This is a genomic window from Xanthomonas boreopolis (genome assembly GCF_046529185.1).
In the GTDB taxonomy this organism is placed as follows: Bacteria; Pseudomonadota; Gammaproteobacteria; order Xanthomonadales; family Xanthomonadaceae; genus Pseudomonas_S; species Pseudomonas_S boreopolis.
On the sequence record NZ_CP097162.1, the window covers coordinates 1,362,102 to 1,375,631 of the forward strand.

The 13,530-nt window shown below is 71.5% G+C and carries 11 protein-coding genes; 8 read left to right on the forward strand and 3 right to left on the reverse strand.

What is annotated here, in order from left to right:
• Positions 1-191: 191 nt before the first annotated feature.
• Positions 192-1,607, forward strand: a complete 1,416-nt coding sequence (locus M3M27_RS06065) for a hypothetical protein (protein WP_434027965.1) — start codon at positions 192-194, stop codon at positions 1,605-1,607.
• Positions 1,608-1,618: 11 nt separating this feature from the next.
• On the opposite strand, the gene M3M27_RS06070 is transcribed toward M3M27_RS06065, so the two are convergent.
• A complete protein-coding gene (locus tag M3M27_RS06070; protein WP_434027480.1) occupies positions 1,619-3,718 on the reverse strand; it encodes a glycosyltransferase in 2,100 nt (699 codons plus the stop codon).
• A gap of 174 nt (positions 3,719-3,892) precedes the next feature.
• Here M3M27_RS06070 and mrcB point away from each other — a divergent pair, with 174 nt between their 5' ends.
• The 4 genes from mrcB to tsaB all read left to right on the forward strand — a co-directional run bounded on the left by mrcB (position 3,893) and on the right by tsaB (position 10,101).
• Entirely contained in the window at positions 3,893-6,307 is a 2,415-nt protein-coding gene (gene mrcB, locus M3M27_RS06075) for a penicillin-binding protein 1B (RefSeq protein ID WP_434027481.1), read from the forward strand.
• Between the two features lie 3 nt (positions 6,308-6,310).
• Positions 6,311-6,829: a tetratricopeptide repeat protein gene (locus M3M27_RS06080; RefSeq protein WP_434027482.1), complete on the forward strand. Its 519-nt coding sequence runs from the start codon at positions 6,311-6,313 to the stop codon at positions 6,827-6,829.
• A gap of 401 nt (positions 6,830-7,230) precedes the next feature.
• A complete protein-coding gene (locus tag M3M27_RS06085) occupies positions 7,231-9,291 on the forward strand; it encodes an ATP-dependent DNA helicase (RefSeq protein ID WP_434027483.1) in 2,061 nt (686 codons plus the stop codon).
• 90 nt (positions 9,292-9,381) lie between these two features.
• Positions 9,382-10,101: a tRNA (adenosine(37)-N6)-threonylcarbamoyltransferase complex dimerization subunit type 1 TsaB gene (gene tsaB, locus M3M27_RS06090; protein ID WP_140719149.1), complete on the forward strand. Its 720-nt coding sequence runs from the start codon at positions 9,382-9,384 to the stop codon at positions 10,099-10,101.
• A gap of 55 nt (positions 10,102-10,156) precedes the next feature.
• On the opposite strand, the gene M3M27_RS06095 is transcribed toward tsaB, so the two are convergent.
• Together M3M27_RS06095 and gshB are read right to left on the reverse strand one after the other, a co-directional pair.
• Positions 10,157-11,032 (reverse strand): energy transducer TonB family protein, encoded by an 876-nt coding sequence (locus tag M3M27_RS06095; protein ID WP_140719147.1) that lies wholly within the window; start codon positions 11,030-11,032, stop codon positions 10,157-10,159.
• Positions 11,029-11,979, reverse strand: a complete 951-nt coding sequence (gene gshB, locus M3M27_RS06100) for a glutathione synthase (protein ID WP_140719145.1) — start codon at positions 11,977-11,979, stop codon at positions 11,029-11,031. The genes M3M27_RS06095 and gshB overlap by 4 nt, the downstream gene beginning before the upstream one ends.
• A gap of 228 nt (positions 11,980-12,207) precedes the next feature.
• Here gshB and pilG point away from each other — a divergent pair, with 228 nt between their 5' ends.
• The 3 genes from pilG to M3M27_RS06115 are packed head-to-tail and all read left to right on the forward strand — an operon-like array spanning position 12,208 to position 13,523.
• Positions 12,208-12,609, forward strand: a complete 402-nt coding sequence (gene pilG / locus M3M27_RS06105; protein WP_057646033.1) for a twitching motility response regulator PilG — start codon at positions 12,208-12,210, stop codon at positions 12,607-12,609.
• Between the two features lie 21 nt (positions 12,610-12,630).
• A complete protein-coding gene (locus M3M27_RS06110; protein ID WP_140719143.1) occupies positions 12,631-12,993 on the forward strand; it encodes a response regulator in 363 nt (120 codons plus the stop codon).
• Complete coding sequence (locus tag M3M27_RS06115; RefSeq protein WP_140719141.1) at positions 12,993-13,523, forward strand: chemotaxis protein CheW; 531 nt, start codon at positions 12,993-12,995, stop codon at positions 13,521-13,523. Before M3M27_RS06110 ends, M3M27_RS06115 begins: the two co-directional genes overlap by 1 nt.
• The last annotated feature ends 7 nt before the right edge of the window (positions 13,524-13,530 follow it).

Consider the following 13,530-nt stretch of genomic DNA (forward strand, 5'->3'; position numbering starts at 1 on the left):
AAGGAGCGTGCCGCCCTCGACGGCATCGTTATCGCCGGGACGCTACCATTCGCGCGTCAACGCGTCCGGTCCGGTCGCGCCCGGAATCACGCCGCCGCATGCCAAGCACATCGCGATGGGCCAGATCACGGCTGTGGTCGCCACTCAGGTCGCCCCGCTTCTGGTGGAGCGTGCTGGCCGTGGTGGTCGCGATGGCGCTGCTGGCGGTGGCGTTCCGGCGGCCGCTCTCGGACTGGATCTGGCCCGATACCCGGATCCAGCAGTTGCTTGGCCGCGCCGAAGGCGCGCTGGCGCGCGGGCACCTGAGCGCCGGCGATGGCAGCGGCGCGCGCGAACTGTTCGAGGCGGCCCTGGCGCTGGACACCGACCGCGACGAAGCCCGCGACGGACTCGCCCGCACCGGGCTGGCGGCGGTCGCGCAGGCGCAAGCGGCGCTGGCCGCCGGCCGCCTCGACGCGGCGGCGCAGGCGCTCTCGCTGGCGCAGGCCTTGCAGGTGCCGCGCGCGCAGGTCGGCCCGCTGCTCGACGATCTACGGCGGGAACGCGCCCGCAGCGCGGGGCTCGACGAACTGCTGGCCCGCGCCGCGCGAGCCCGCGCGGAAGGGCGCCTCGACGGCACGCCGGACAGCGCGTTGCCGCTGTATCAGCAGGTGCTGCAGCTGGCGCCCGAGCGCACCGAAGCGCTGGAAGGGCGCGAGGACGCGCTCTCGGACTTCATCCAGCAGGCCTGGGCCAGCTTGCGCAGGGACGACGTCGCCGCGGCGGCTCCGATCCTGGCGGCGGCGCGCCGCTACGATCCCGGCCATGCCGAACTGCCGGCCGCGCAGGCCGAGTTGAACCGCCTGCTGGAGCGGCATCGCCGCAATGGCGAGGTGCAGTTGCGGCGCGGCCGGCTCGATGCGGCGGCGCGCAGCTTCCAGGCGGTGGCGAAGGCGCAGCCGGACGATGCGCAGGCGCGCGCGGACCTGGCACGCGTGGCGGCGGCCTTGGCCGCGCAGGCCGCGCGCGAAGCGGCGGATTTCCGTTTCGACGCCGCCGGGGCGGCGCTGGCGGCCGCGCGCGACCTGGACCCGGGCAATCCCGCGATCGCCGCCGCCAGGGAGAGCGTCGAGCGTACCCGCCAGGCCCACGACGCGCGCCAGCCGAAGTTGTCGCCGGCCCAGCGCGAACGGCGCCTGCGTACCCTGATGCAGCAGGTGGAGCGGGCCGAGACCGCGCAGGACTGGCTGACGCCCCCGGGAGCCAGCGCCTACGACAAATTGCGCGAGGCGCAGGCGATCGCGCCGCAGGACAAGCGGGTGCTGCATGCGCTGCGCCGCATCGTCGAGGCGACGCGCGGCTGCTTCGAGGACGAACTGCGCGGCAACCGCCTGCGCGCCGCGCGCGTCTGCCTGGACGCCTGGGAAGCCACGGCGACGCGCGAGGCGGAACTGGCCGCCGCGCGCCGGCGGCTGGCGCAGCGATGGATCGCGGTGGGCAGCGAACGGTTGCGGGCGGCGGACGTGGCGTTCGCGCGCCAGGCGCTGGCCGAAGCGCGCGGCCTGGATCCGGCCACGCCGGAACTTCGCGACTTCGCCGGCCAGGTGGAAGCGGCGGCCCTGCGCTGAGCCCGGCGGCTTCAGCGCAGGAATACCCGTTCCACCGTCGCGCGCGCGGCATCCAGCGAGAAATGGCGCGCGATGTTGTCCAGTCCCTGGGTCGACAGCCGCCGCCATAGCGCCTCGTCCCGGTAAAGCCGGACCACGGCGTCTGCGAAGGCGGCGGTCCCGTCGGCGACGAGCACGTCCTCGCCGTCGCGCAGGTGCATGCCTTCCACCGCGCAGGTCGTGGCGACCACCGGCTGGCCGTGCGCCATGCTGAGGTTGACCTTGCCCTTGACGCCGGCGCCGAATCGCAATGGCGCGACCGCCACGCGCGCGCCTTCCATGTAGGGCACCAGATCCGGCACGTGGCCATGCAGGATCACGCCGGGGCGGGCGTTGGCCAGCGCCTGCAGTTCGTCGGGCACGTCGATGCCGATGCAGTGGAACGCCACGTCGGCAAGCGCCGCCCGGACCAACGGGAACACCTCGCCGATGAACCAGCGCATCGCATCCAGGTTCGGCGGGTGGCGGAAGCCGCCGACGAACACCAGGTCGCGGCGCTGCGCCCAGGGAAGGCCGGGGCCGGCGAGGTCGTGCAGGTTCGAGAGCAGTTCGGTATGCACTTGCGGCGCGTCCTGCCCCAGTTGCCGCTGTTCGGCCTCCGAGACCAGCAAGGTCACGTCGACGCGCGCCATCACCTGCAGCTCGCGCTCGCGGGTGCGCTCCGCCTCGCGAAGCAGGTTGGCATCGCCGGCGACCTCGGCGCCGCGGCGCTCGCGCAGGTAGTGCAGGTCGACGGTATCGAACACGGTGCGCGCCTGGGGCGCGAACGAAGCGAGCAGCGGCAGGCAGGCATGGGCGACGTGGTGGCGTACCAGCAGTACCACGTCGAAACGGCGGCCGTGCTCGCGCAGCCAGCTGCCGATGCCCTGCAGGTAGGGTGCGTACCACACCTCCACCCCGAGCTGCTGCAGCGCCGCGGTGTGGCGGCCGGCATGTTCGCGCAGGGTCGGCACGAACACGACGTGGACGCCGGCTTCGACCAGCATGCGGATCAGGTTGAACTGCCGCAGCGAGGCGGAGTCGCGGTCCGGTTGCGGGACCGCTTCGTCGAGGATCAGCACCTGGCGCTGGCGGCGATGCAGCAGCGCGGGCGAGGGCACTTCGCCGGGCGCGGGCTGCGCAGGCAGCAACCCGGCCCATTTCGCCGCGAACACGCCCTGGTTGCGTACCTGGTAGGCCTTCACGCCGCTGCCGGTATCGGTGCCGTTGCTGGTGCCCTCGTCGTGCACGACCACGCTGGCCGGCTGCACCCGCGCGCGATAGCCGGCGGCGCGCACCGCGAAGGCCAGGTCGGTGTCTTCGTAATAGGCCGGGGCGTAGCGCGCGTCCAGGCCGCCGAGCGTGGCCAACAGGGCGCGCGGCAGCATGATCGCCGCGCCCGAGCCGTAGTCGATCTCGCGCACGTAGCCGTAGCGCGGGTCCTGCGCGGATTCGAAACGGCCGTAGCTCCAGGCGCTCCCGTCGGCGAACACGACGGCGCCGGATTCCTGCAGCCGCCCGTCCGGGTACACCAGTTGCGCCGCCGCCAGGCCGGTATCGGGGTGGCGGGCGAACGTGCCGGCCAGGGCGTCCAGCCATCCGGGTTGCGGGATGGTGTCGTTGTTGAGCAGGACCACGTATTCGCCGCGGGCGAGCGCGATGCCGTCGTTGCAGGCGGCGATGAAGCCGCCGTTGGCGGTGCGACGGTGATAGCGCAGGCCGGCGACCTGGGGCAGCCATTGGGCGGTGGCGTCGCCGCTGCCGTCGTCGACGACGATCACCTCGCACGCGGCCTCGGGCGGGTGCGCGGCGATCGCGCGCAGGCAGGCCAGGGTATGTTCGACGTGGTTGTATACCGGGATCACCACCGATGCGCGCGGTGCCTCGGCCGCCGGCACCGCGAACGGCGCGAAGGGAGCGGCCTGCGGGAACCAGAGCGGCTCGCGCGGCAGCTCGGGCGCGCGCCGGGCATGCACGCGGATGCGCTCCCAGGTCGCGCGCCAGCCGCGGGTCCGCAGGCTGGCCAGACTGCGGCGGAACAGGCCGACGACACGGTTGAACAGATAGCGCGCGTCGGCCAGCGACATCGACATCTCCTTTGTGCGAGTCCTTCGCAGCAGCCCGCGCATCCATGCGCGGGGGTTCAATGGGGCGGGTCCCTTGCAGGCCGTGCATCACCTGTGCGGGGATTTAACGGGGATCGTGGCGGGTCCGCACGGCCGATGGGGCTGCGCTAGACTCGCCGGAATTTACATTCTCGCATCCCCGTGCCACGACGCTACGATTACGAAGACTCCGAGGAATTCGAGGACGACGGCCAGCCGCTCTGGCGGCGCCGCCTGATCGTGTGGGGCCTGGCGGCGCTGGCCCTGGCGCTGGGCTTTCTGATCCCCTACACGCTGTACCTGAACGGACAGGTCACCCAGCGCTTCGGCGAGCTGCGCTGGCAGATCCCCACCCGCGTGTATGCGCGGCCGCTGGTGCTGGTGCCGGGCAAGGCGCTCGACGCCAAGACGCTCAAGACCGAACTGGATGCGGCGTCCTACCGCGACGACGGGGTAGGCAAGCTTCCCGGCACCTACCAGCAGGACGGCGGCCGGTTCGTGATCTCCAGCCGGGGCTACGTCGACGTGGACGGGCGCGTGCCCGCGCGGCGCATCGAGGTCGGCGTGGGCGGCGGCAGCGTCGCCGGGTTGCGCGATGCCGACAGCCGCAAGAGCCTGAAGAGCGCGCGCCTGGACCCGGCGCGGATCGCCACGCTGTACGGGCAGAAGCAGGAGGAACGCCGGCTGGTGCGCCTGGAAGAGGTCCCCGAGCTGCTGGTCACCGGGCTGCAGGCGGTCGAGGACCGCGATTTCAACTACCACCACGGCATCGACCTGAGCGGCATGGTGCGCGCGCTGTGGGTGACGGTGCGCAGCGGCGGCCATACCCGGCAGGGCGCCAGCACCCTGACCCAGCAGCTGGCGCGCAGCGGCCTGCTGGGCATCGGCAAGGAGCAGACGCTCACCCGCAAGTTCAACGAGATCCTGTACGCGCTGATCATGGAGGCGCGCTACGACAAGCGCACCATCCTGGAGGCCTACCTCAACCAGGTCTACCTGGGCCAGCGCGGCGGCCAGGCGGTGCACGGCATGGCTTCCGGCGCCGAGTTCTGGTTCGGCCGCCAGCTGGGGTCGCTGACCACCGAACAGGTGGCGCTGCTGATCGGCCTGGTGAAGGGCCCGTCCTACTACGATCCGCGCCGCTATCCCGAGCGCGCCCTGGACCGGCGCAACTTCGTGCTGGAGAAGCTGCACGAGAACGGCCTGATCGACGACGCCGAGTACAAGCGCGCGCGGGCCGCGCCGCTGGGCGTGCCGGCCGAGCCGGGGCTGGTGGCCGCCAACCGCTTTCCGGCCTACATCGACCTGGTGCGCCGCCAGCTCGCCCACGACTACCCGGAAAGCGCGCTGCAGGGCGCGGGCCTGAGCGTGCTGACCGGCATGTCGCCGTCCGCCCAGGCCTATGCCGAGGGTGCGGTGATGCGCACGATCAAGTCGCTGGAGAACAAGAAGCGTCCGCCGCTGCAGGCCGGCCTGGTGGTGACCGACGTGCACAACGGCGACGTGCTGGCGGTGGTCGGCAGCCGCGACGTGTCCACGCCCGGGTTCAACCGTGCGCTCGAGGCGCAGCGGCCGGTGGGATCGCTGCTCAAGCCCTTCGTGTACCTGCTGGCGCTGGCCTCGCCGGACCGCTGGTCGCTGGCCAGTTGGGTCGACGATTCGCCGGTGACGGTGCAGCTCAGCCGCGGCCGTACCTGGTCGCCCGGCAACGCCGACAACCGCAGCCATGGCACGGTGCGGCTGGTCGATGCGCTGGCGAATTCCTACAACCAGGCGACGGTGCGGGTCGGCATGCAGGTCGGGCCCGAGCGGATCGCGCAGCTGATCAACGTGCTGGCGGGCCTGAAGGCCGACAGCAACCCGTCGCTGATCCTGGGCGCCACCGACCAGAGCCCGTATGCGATGGCGCAGCTGTACCAGTTCCTCGCTTCCGGTGGCGAGATCCAGCCGCTGCACGCGGTGCGCGGCGTGCTGGACCCGCAGGGCAAGCTGCTCAAGCGCTACGACAAGACCCCGGCGCCGGCGCAGGAGGGCGATTCGATCGCGGCCAACCTGATCGGCGTGGCGTTGCAGCAGGTGGTCAGCCATGGCACCGGCCGCGCATTGCTCGGCGACGGCCTGGGCCGGCTGTCGCCCGCCGGCAAGACCGGCACCTCCAACGACGGCCGCGACAGCTGGTATGCCGGCTATACCGGCGACCATCTGGCGGTGGTCTGGATGGGCAACGACCAGAACGCGCAGACCGGCCTGTATGGCGCCACCGGCGCGATGCGCGTGTGGGCGGGCATCTTCGCGCGCCTGCCGAGCGCGCCGCTGCGGGTCAACGGCAAGGGCCTGGACTGGCAATGGATCGAGCCGGCCGGTTCGGGCGCGACCGATCCGTCGTGTCCGGGGGCGCGCCAGTTCCCGTTCGTGGCCGGGTATGCTCCCGCCCATGTTCCGTGCAGCGCCGGGATGGCGCCGCCGGCGGAAGAAGCCCAGGGCGAGAGCGGCGGCGGTTGGCGCAGCTGGTTCGGCCTGGACAAGAAGGAGGCGCCGGCGCAGCCCGCCTCCGAAGCTCCCCCACGAGGCCAGTAGTCCATGTCCAAGCTGCGTTATGCCCTTGCCGTCGCCGTTTCCGCCGCGCTGGCGGCCTGCACCAGCACGCCGCCCCCGCCCCCCGCGCCGGTGGCCACCGTCACGCCGGCCCAGCGGATGGCCGAAATCGAAAAGATCGCCGGCGTCGACGATACCGAGCTGACCGTGCAGCCGCTACGCGACCCGCAGGTCGGCGATTTGCGCGATGCGGCCGAGGCCAAGCGCAACGCCGGCGATCTCGCCGGTGCCACCGCGGCGCTGGATCAGGCGTTGAAGCTGGTGCCGAACGACCCGGGCGTACTGCAGGAGCGTGCCGAAGTGGCATTGCTGCAACAGGACTACACGGGCGCCGAACGCTTCGCCAAGCAGGCCATCGATCTCGGTTCCAAGACCGGCCCGTTGTGCCGCCGGCATTGGGCGACGATCGAGCAATCGCGGCTGGCGCGCGGCGAGAAGGAGAACGCGGCATCGGCGCATGCGCAGATCGAAGGGTGTACGGTGCCTGGGATCAAGCGTTATTGACGATGCTGGGTTTCGGGACCGGGACCCGGGTCCCGGAAGAGCGACAAGCTCACTTCGGATCGCGTGCTGTTGTGGGAGGGACTTCAGTCCCGACAGGCTTTACCGGCCCTCTGTCGGGACTGAAGTCCCTCCCACAGAAAAAAAGCAAAAATCGGGGCAAAAAGCTTAAAAACACTTGACAGGTAATCGAGGCCAAAGATCCTGTTTTGGAGCCCCGAGCCCCGAGCCCCGAGCCCCGAGCCCCGAGCCCCGAGCCCCGAGCCCCGAGCCCCGAGCCCCGAGCCCCGAGCCCCGAGCCCCGAGCCCCGAGCCCCGAGCCCCGAGCCCCGAGCCCCGAGCCCCGAGCCCCGAGCCCCGAGCCCCGAGCCCCGAGCCCCGAGCCCCGAGCCCCGAGCCCTTGAATGTCGCAACTCGCCACCGCCAGCCGTGAAGCGCTCAGCGAAGGCGGTGCGCTCGCCAATCGTCTCGAGACGTTCGTCCCGCGCGCCGCGCAACTGCGCCTGACCGAGGCGATCGCCGATGCCTTCGACCAGCGCGACGTGCTGCTGGCCGAGGCGGGGACCGGCACCGGCAAGACCTTCGCCTACCTGGTGCCGGCGCTGCTCTCGGGGCTGAAGACCATCGTTTCCACCGGCACCCGCGCGCTGCAGGACCAGCTCTACCACCGCGACCTGCCGCGCGTGCGCGGGGCGCTCGGCGTCGGCCTGCAGACCGCGCTGCTGAAGGGGCGCGCCAATTACCTGTGCAAGTACCGGTTGCAACAGGCGCGCGGCGAGCCGCGCTTCGCCTCGCCGGAGCAGGTCGCGCAGTTCCAGCGCATCGTCGCCTGGAGCGGGCGCACCCGCGCCGGCGACATGGCCGAACTGGAGGCGCTGCCGGACGATTCGCCGTTGCTGCCGATGGTGACGTCCACCGTCGACAACTGCCTGGGGACCGATTGTCCGTTCTGGGACGAATGCTTCGTCGTGCAGGCGCGCCAGCGCGCCCAGGCGGCCGACCTGGTGGTGGTCAACCATCACCTGCTGCTGGCCGACCTGGCGCTCAAGCAGGAGGGGTTCGGCGAGATCCTGCCGGGGGCGCAGGCGTTCGTGATCGACGAGGCGCACCAGCTGCCGGAACTGGCGGCCAACTTCTTCGGCGAAGGCTTCGGCATGCGCCCCTGGCAGGAACTGGCGCGCGACTGCCTGGCCGAGGCACGGCTGGTGGCGGGCGCGCAGTCGGCGCTGCAGGAGCCGGTGCGCCTGCTCGACGAGGCGCTGCGCAGCCTGCGCACCGCGATGGAAGGCCTGCCTCCGCGCGGCACGCAGTGGCGGGCGCTGGCCAAGCCGGACGTGCGCGACGGCTTCGATACGGTGATGTCGGCGTTGGCGCAGTTGGGCGAGGCGTTGAAACCGCTGCGCGACGCCTCGCCCGGCCTGGATGGCTGCGCCGCGCGGGCGGTCGAGGCGCTCAATCGCCTGTCGCGCTGGTTGGGCGAAGAGCCGGGCCCGGTGGTCGAGAATCCGGGATGGGACATGCCCGCCGCGGATGGCGAGCCGGTTTCTCCGGAGTCCCAGGCTTCCGCCTCCGATGCCGATGTCTTCTGGTACGAGCTGACCCCGCGCGGCTTCCGTTGCCAGCGCACGCCGCTGGACGTCTCCGGGCCGCTGCGCGAACACCGCGAAAAGACCCACGCGGCCTGGGTGTTCACCTCGGCCACGCTGGCGGTGGACGGCGATTTCCAGCACATCGCCACGCGCCTGGGCCTGCACGATCCGATGACGCTGCTGCAGCCGAGCCCGTTCGACTGGGCGCGGCAGGCGTTGTGCTACCTGCCGCCGGGCCTGCCCGATCCGGCGGCGCGCGGGTTCGGCACCGCCCTGATCGCGACGTTGCGGCCGGTGCTGGAAGCGTCCGAAGGCCGCGCGTTCCTGCTGTTCGCCTCGCATCGTGCGTTGCGCGAGGCGGCCGAAGCGTTGCGTGGCGGGCCGTGGCCGCTGTTCGTGCAGGGCGAGGCCCCGCGCGCGACCTTGCTGGAACGCTTCCGCGCTTCCGGCAACGGCGTGCTGCTCGGCAGCGCCAGCTTCCGCGAAGGCGTGGACGTAGTCGGCGAGGCGCTGAGCGTGGTGGTGATCGACAAGCTGCCGTTCGCCGCGCCGGACGACCCGGTGTTCGAGGCCCGGCTGGACGCGATCCGGCGCGAAGGCGGCAACCCGTTCCGCGACGAACAGTTGCCGCAGGCGGTGATCGCGCTCAAGCAGGGCGTGGGGCGGTTGATCCGCAGCGAGCACGACCGCGGCGTGCTGGTGTTGTGCGATCCGCGCTTGCTGTCCAAGGGGTATGGGCGCAAGTTCCTGGACTCGCTGCCGCCGATGCCGCGGACCCGCGATATCGCCGAGGTGAGAGGGTTTTTCGGTTGGCAGGATGCGGGACAGGAGCCCCGGGACCCGGCCACGCCCCGGGACGGCGCGGACTTGCCGTAGGGCGCTTGGCGGGGACCGAGGCCAGCCGCGCCCGTCCCGGGGCCCGGGCCCTCGATGCTAAGCTTTGCCGCTTATTCGGATCCCGGCTCCATGAACGTCCTCGCCTTCGAAACTTCCACGGAAGCCTGTTCGGTCGCCCTCCATGCCGGCGGCCGGACGCTGGAGCGGTTCGAGGTCGCCCCGCGGCGCCATGCCGAGCTGGCATTGCCGTGGGCCGAGCAGCTGTTGGCCGAAGCCGGGCTCGCGCGCGCGCAGCTGGACGCGATCGCGGTCGGCCGGGGTCCCGGCGCGTTCACCGGGGTCAGGCTGGGGATCGGACTGGCGCAAGGCATCGCCCTGGCGCTCGACCTGCCGCTGCTGCCGGTGTCCACGCTCCAGGTGCTGGCACTGCGCGCGCCGGCCGATGCGCCGCGCGTGCTCGCCACCATCGACGCGCGCATGGGCGAGGTCTACGCGGCCGCGTACGAGCGCCGCGACGGCGTGCTCGTGGCGGCATCCGACGAGGTGGTGCGCGCGCCGGAGGCGGTGACGCTGCCCGGTGCGGACGATGGCTGGCATGCGGTCGGCACTGGCCTGGCCGCCGCCAACGGCGTGCTGGCCGAACGCCTGGCCGCGCGCCTGGCAGGCGTGGACGCACGGGCCTTGCCGCATGCGGCGGACCTGCTGGCATTGGCGCTGCCCGCCTTCGCCCGTGGCGAGACCGTGGCGCCGGAGAGCATCGAACCCGCCTACCTGCGCGACAACGTCGCGCTCACGCTGGAGCAGCAGCGGAAAAGCCGGGATTCGGGATCGGGGCTCCGGAATTCGTGAAAGCGGCATCCGCGAGGCTGCTGTTCCGCTTCCCCGAACCCCCCTCCCGGCTTCTTCAGCGGTCGTCGCGCAACTCGCCGCCGGGCAGGAACAGCCAGGTGCGGGTGACCTGCAGGATGTCGACGCCGTCCTCGGTCTTGGGCAGCGGCGGGAATGGCTGCGCCAGCTGCACGATGCGCAGGGCGGCCGAATCGAGCATCGGCGTGCCGCTCGAGACCAGCACGCGGCTGCTTTCGATGCTGCCGTCGCGGCGCACGCCGACGGTGATCACCACGCGCCCGCCGAGGCGGCGCCGGCGCGCTTCGTCCGGATAGTTGAGGTTGCCCACCCGCTCGGCGCGGTCCACCCAGGCGCGCAGGTAGTTGGCGTAGGCGTACTCGCGGGTGCTGGCCGAGACGAACTTGCGGTTGGGGCGCTTGGCATATTGCTCGGAGCGCAGGTGGACCTCGGCGGCCAGGCGCGCCATCTCCGCGTCGCGTCGTTCGCGCTCGGCATCGGCCGGCGTCGCCGGCCGCTCGGTTTGGGGGCGGGGCTGCGGCGCCGGCATCGATTCCTCGCCATGCCGGCTGCTCACCACGCGCGCCTGCGGCGCAGGCGCCTGCGCCGCGGTCGTGGCCTGCTGCGGCTGCGGCGCCAAGCCGGCGTGCGGCTGGGGGACCACGCCCGGCTGGCTGTCGCGCGGGCGCTGCGCCTTGTCGCTGTCGCCGCCGCCCTGCTGGTTGGCCTGGGCGAGGAAATCCGCCTGCCTGGGCGTCAGCGGCGTGCTGGTCTGGCTGAAGATCACGTCCAGCGTCGGCACCAGCGGCGCCTCGTCGCTGACCGCGAAGCCGACGCCGAGGATCAGCAGGCCATGCACCAGCAGCGACAGCGCCAGGGTCGCGATCAGGCGCTGGCTTGCATCGATGCGGGGCGCTGCGACCGCGGCGCTCATTGCGGACGGCCGGCCTCGATCGCGTCGAACAGCAGCCCGGCGATGTTCAGGCCGAACTGCGCGTCCAGTTCGCGCACGCAGGTCGGGCTGGTGACGTTGACCTCGGTCAGGTAGTCGCCGATCACGTCCAGGCCGACGAAGCGCATGCCGCGCCGCTTCAGTTCCGGACCGACCTGGGCGGCGATCCAGCGGTCGCGCTCGCTCAGCGGGCGGCCCTCGCCGCGGCCGCCGGCGGCGAGGTTGCCGCGGAACTCGTCGCCCTGCGGGATGCGGGCCAGGCAGTAGTCCACCGGCACGCCGTCGACCAGCAAGATGCGCTTGTCGCCGGCGCTGATGTCCGGGATGAAGCGCTGCGCCAGCGCGAGCTTGCGGCCGCCGTCGGTCAGCGTTTCCAGGATCACGTTCAGGTTGGGATCGCCGCCGCCGCTGCGGAAGATCGAGCGCCCGCCCATGCCGTCCAGCGGCTTGAGCACGGCTTGGCCGTGCTCGCGCACGAACGCCTTCAGCGCGGCGGCGTCGCGGCTGACCAGGGTCGGCGGGCAGCATTGCGGGAACAGCAGCGCCGCCAGCTTCTCGTTGTAGTCGCGCAGGCCCTGCGGGTCGTTGACCACCTCGGCGCCGGCGCGCTGCGCCACGGTCAGGACCTGGGTGTCGTAGATGAATTCGGGATCGACCGGCGGGTCCTTGCGCATCAGCACGACCTGGCCGGGGCCGAACGCCAGTTCGGCGAACTCGCCCAGGGCGAACCAGCCGGCCTTGTCGTCCTTGACCGACAGCGGCGCGACCTGGGCCACCGCCACGCCTTCGCGCAGCGCCAGTCCGCCGGGGCGGACGTAGTGCAGGCGGTGGCCGCGGCGCTGGGCCTCCAGCAGCATGGCGAAGGTGGTGTCCTTGGCGATCTTGATGCTGGCGATGGGGTCCATCACCACGATGACGTCGAGCGGCATGGGGGAAACCTGGCAGAGAGGCGCCGATGTTAACGGTTGCCGCGGCGGCGGTGCGATCCGGAGGGCCGCCGCCGCCGCCCGGAACCGCGAACCCGGTCGCAGCGGGAACCGCTTCCAGGTGCGACGTTCGTCACGCGCCCTTGACAGCATGCGCCGGTGCTGGGATATAGATGCCGTTTCGCAGTGGCGCCGGAGGGATGAAGCGCCACGCGCCCCGGGGATATTGGAATGACAGAAAACATTGCTGCGGGCGGGGAGCTCGCAGGACTCAGAGTGATGGTCATCGACGATTCGAAGACCATCCGCCGCACCGCCGAGACGTTGCTCAAGCGGGAAGGGTGCGAGGTGGTCACGGCGACGGACGGCTTCGAGGCGCTCGCCAAGATCGCCGACCAGCAGCCGCAGATCATCTTCGTCGACATCATGATGCCGCGGCTGGACGGATATCAGACCTGCGCGCTGATCAAGGGGAACCAGCTGTTCAAGTCGACGCCGGTGATCATGCTGTCATCCAAGGATGGTTTGTTCGACAAGGCGCGCGGCCGCATCGTCGGCTCCGAGCAGTACCTGACCAAGCCATTTACCCGTGAAGAACTGCTGAGCGCGATCCGCACATACGTCAACGCCTGACCAGGGGGGAAGGGCAACAACATGGCTCGAATCTTGTTGATCGAGGACTCGCCCACCGACAGGGCGGTCTTCAGTCAGTGGCTTGAAAAAGCCGGCCACCAGGTGGTGGCCACCGACAACGCCGAGGACGGCCTCGAGCTGGCGCGCGGGCAGGCACCGGACCTGGTGCTGATGGACGTCGTGCTGCCCGGCATGAGCGGTTTCCAGGCCACGCGCGCGATGGCGCGCGACGAGGCCACCCGCCACATCCCGGTGCTGATCGTCAGCACCAAGGGCATGGAGACCGACAAGGCCTGGGGCTTGCGCCAGGGGGCGGCGGACTACTTCGTCAAACCCCCGCGCGAGGAAGACCTGATCGCGCGGATCAAGGAATTGGTGGGCTGATGCGTTCCCCGTTCGAGATCCTGGAAGGCTACGAGCGGCGCAGCCTGGCGCACGCGGTGCAACTGCCCGAGAAGCAGTTCGCCGCCGACCTGTGGCGCGGCGTCGGCTACCGCGTCGGCACGCGCCGGCTGGTGTCCGACTTCCGCGAGGTGGTGGAAATCGTGCCGATGCCGCCGGTGACGCCGGTGCCCGGCGCGCAGCCGTGGCTGCTGGGCGTGGGCAACCTGCGCGGCAACCTGTTCCCGGTGGTCGACCTGAAGCAGTTCATGGAAGGCCGGCGCACCGTGCTGCACGAGGGCCAGCGCGTGCTGATCATGCGCCAGGCCGGCGGCGACGTCGCGCTGACCATCGACGAACTGTACGGGCAGCGCAGTTTCGAGCAGGCGCAGGCGATCGAGCCGGGCGAACTGGCCCAGGGCCGCTACGCGCACTTCATCGACCGCGCCTTCCGCAGCGACACGCAGGAGTGGGGCGTGTTCTCGCTCTCGCTGCTGTCGCGCACCCCCGAATTCCGGCAGGCCGCCGCCTGAGCGCGGC

Coding starts and splice junctions, on each gene's coding strand:
- M3M27_RS06110 (WP_140719143.1), top strand. CDS start 12,631: ATGGCTCGAATCTTGTTGATCGAGGACTCGCCCACCGACAGGGCGGTC.
- pilG (WP_057646033.1), top strand. CDS start 12,208: ATGACAGAAAACATTGCTGCGGGCGGGGAGCTCGCAGGACTCAGAGTG.
- tsaB (WP_140719149.1), top strand. CDS start 9,382: ATGAACGTCCTCGCCTTCGAAACTTCCACGGAAGCCTGTTCGGTCGCC.
- gshB (WP_140719145.1), bottom strand. CDS start 11,979: ATGCCGCTCGACGTCATCGTGGTGATGGACCCCATCGCCAGCATCAAG.
- M3M27_RS06095 (WP_140719147.1), bottom strand. CDS start 11,032: ATGAGCGCCGCGGTCGCAGCGCCCCGCATCGATGCAAGCCAGCGCCTG.
- M3M27_RS06080 (WP_434027482.1), top strand. CDS start 6,311: ATGTCCAAGCTGCGTTATGCCCTTGCCGTCGCCGTTTCCGCCGCGCTG.
- M3M27_RS06115 (WP_140719141.1), top strand. CDS start 12,993: ATGCGTTCCCCGTTCGAGATCCTGGAAGGCTACGAGCGGCGCAGCCTG.
- M3M27_RS06085 (WP_434027483.1), top strand. CDS start 7,231: ATGTCGCAACTCGCCACCGCCAGCCGTGAAGCGCTCAGCGAAGGCGGT.
- M3M27_RS06065 (WP_434027965.1), top strand. CDS start 192: ATGGCGCTGCTGGCGGTGGCGTTCCGGCGGCCGCTCTCGGACTGGATC.
- M3M27_RS06070 (WP_434027480.1), bottom strand. CDS start 3,718: ATGTCGATGTCGCTGGCCGACGCGCGCTATCTGTTCAACCGTGTCGTC.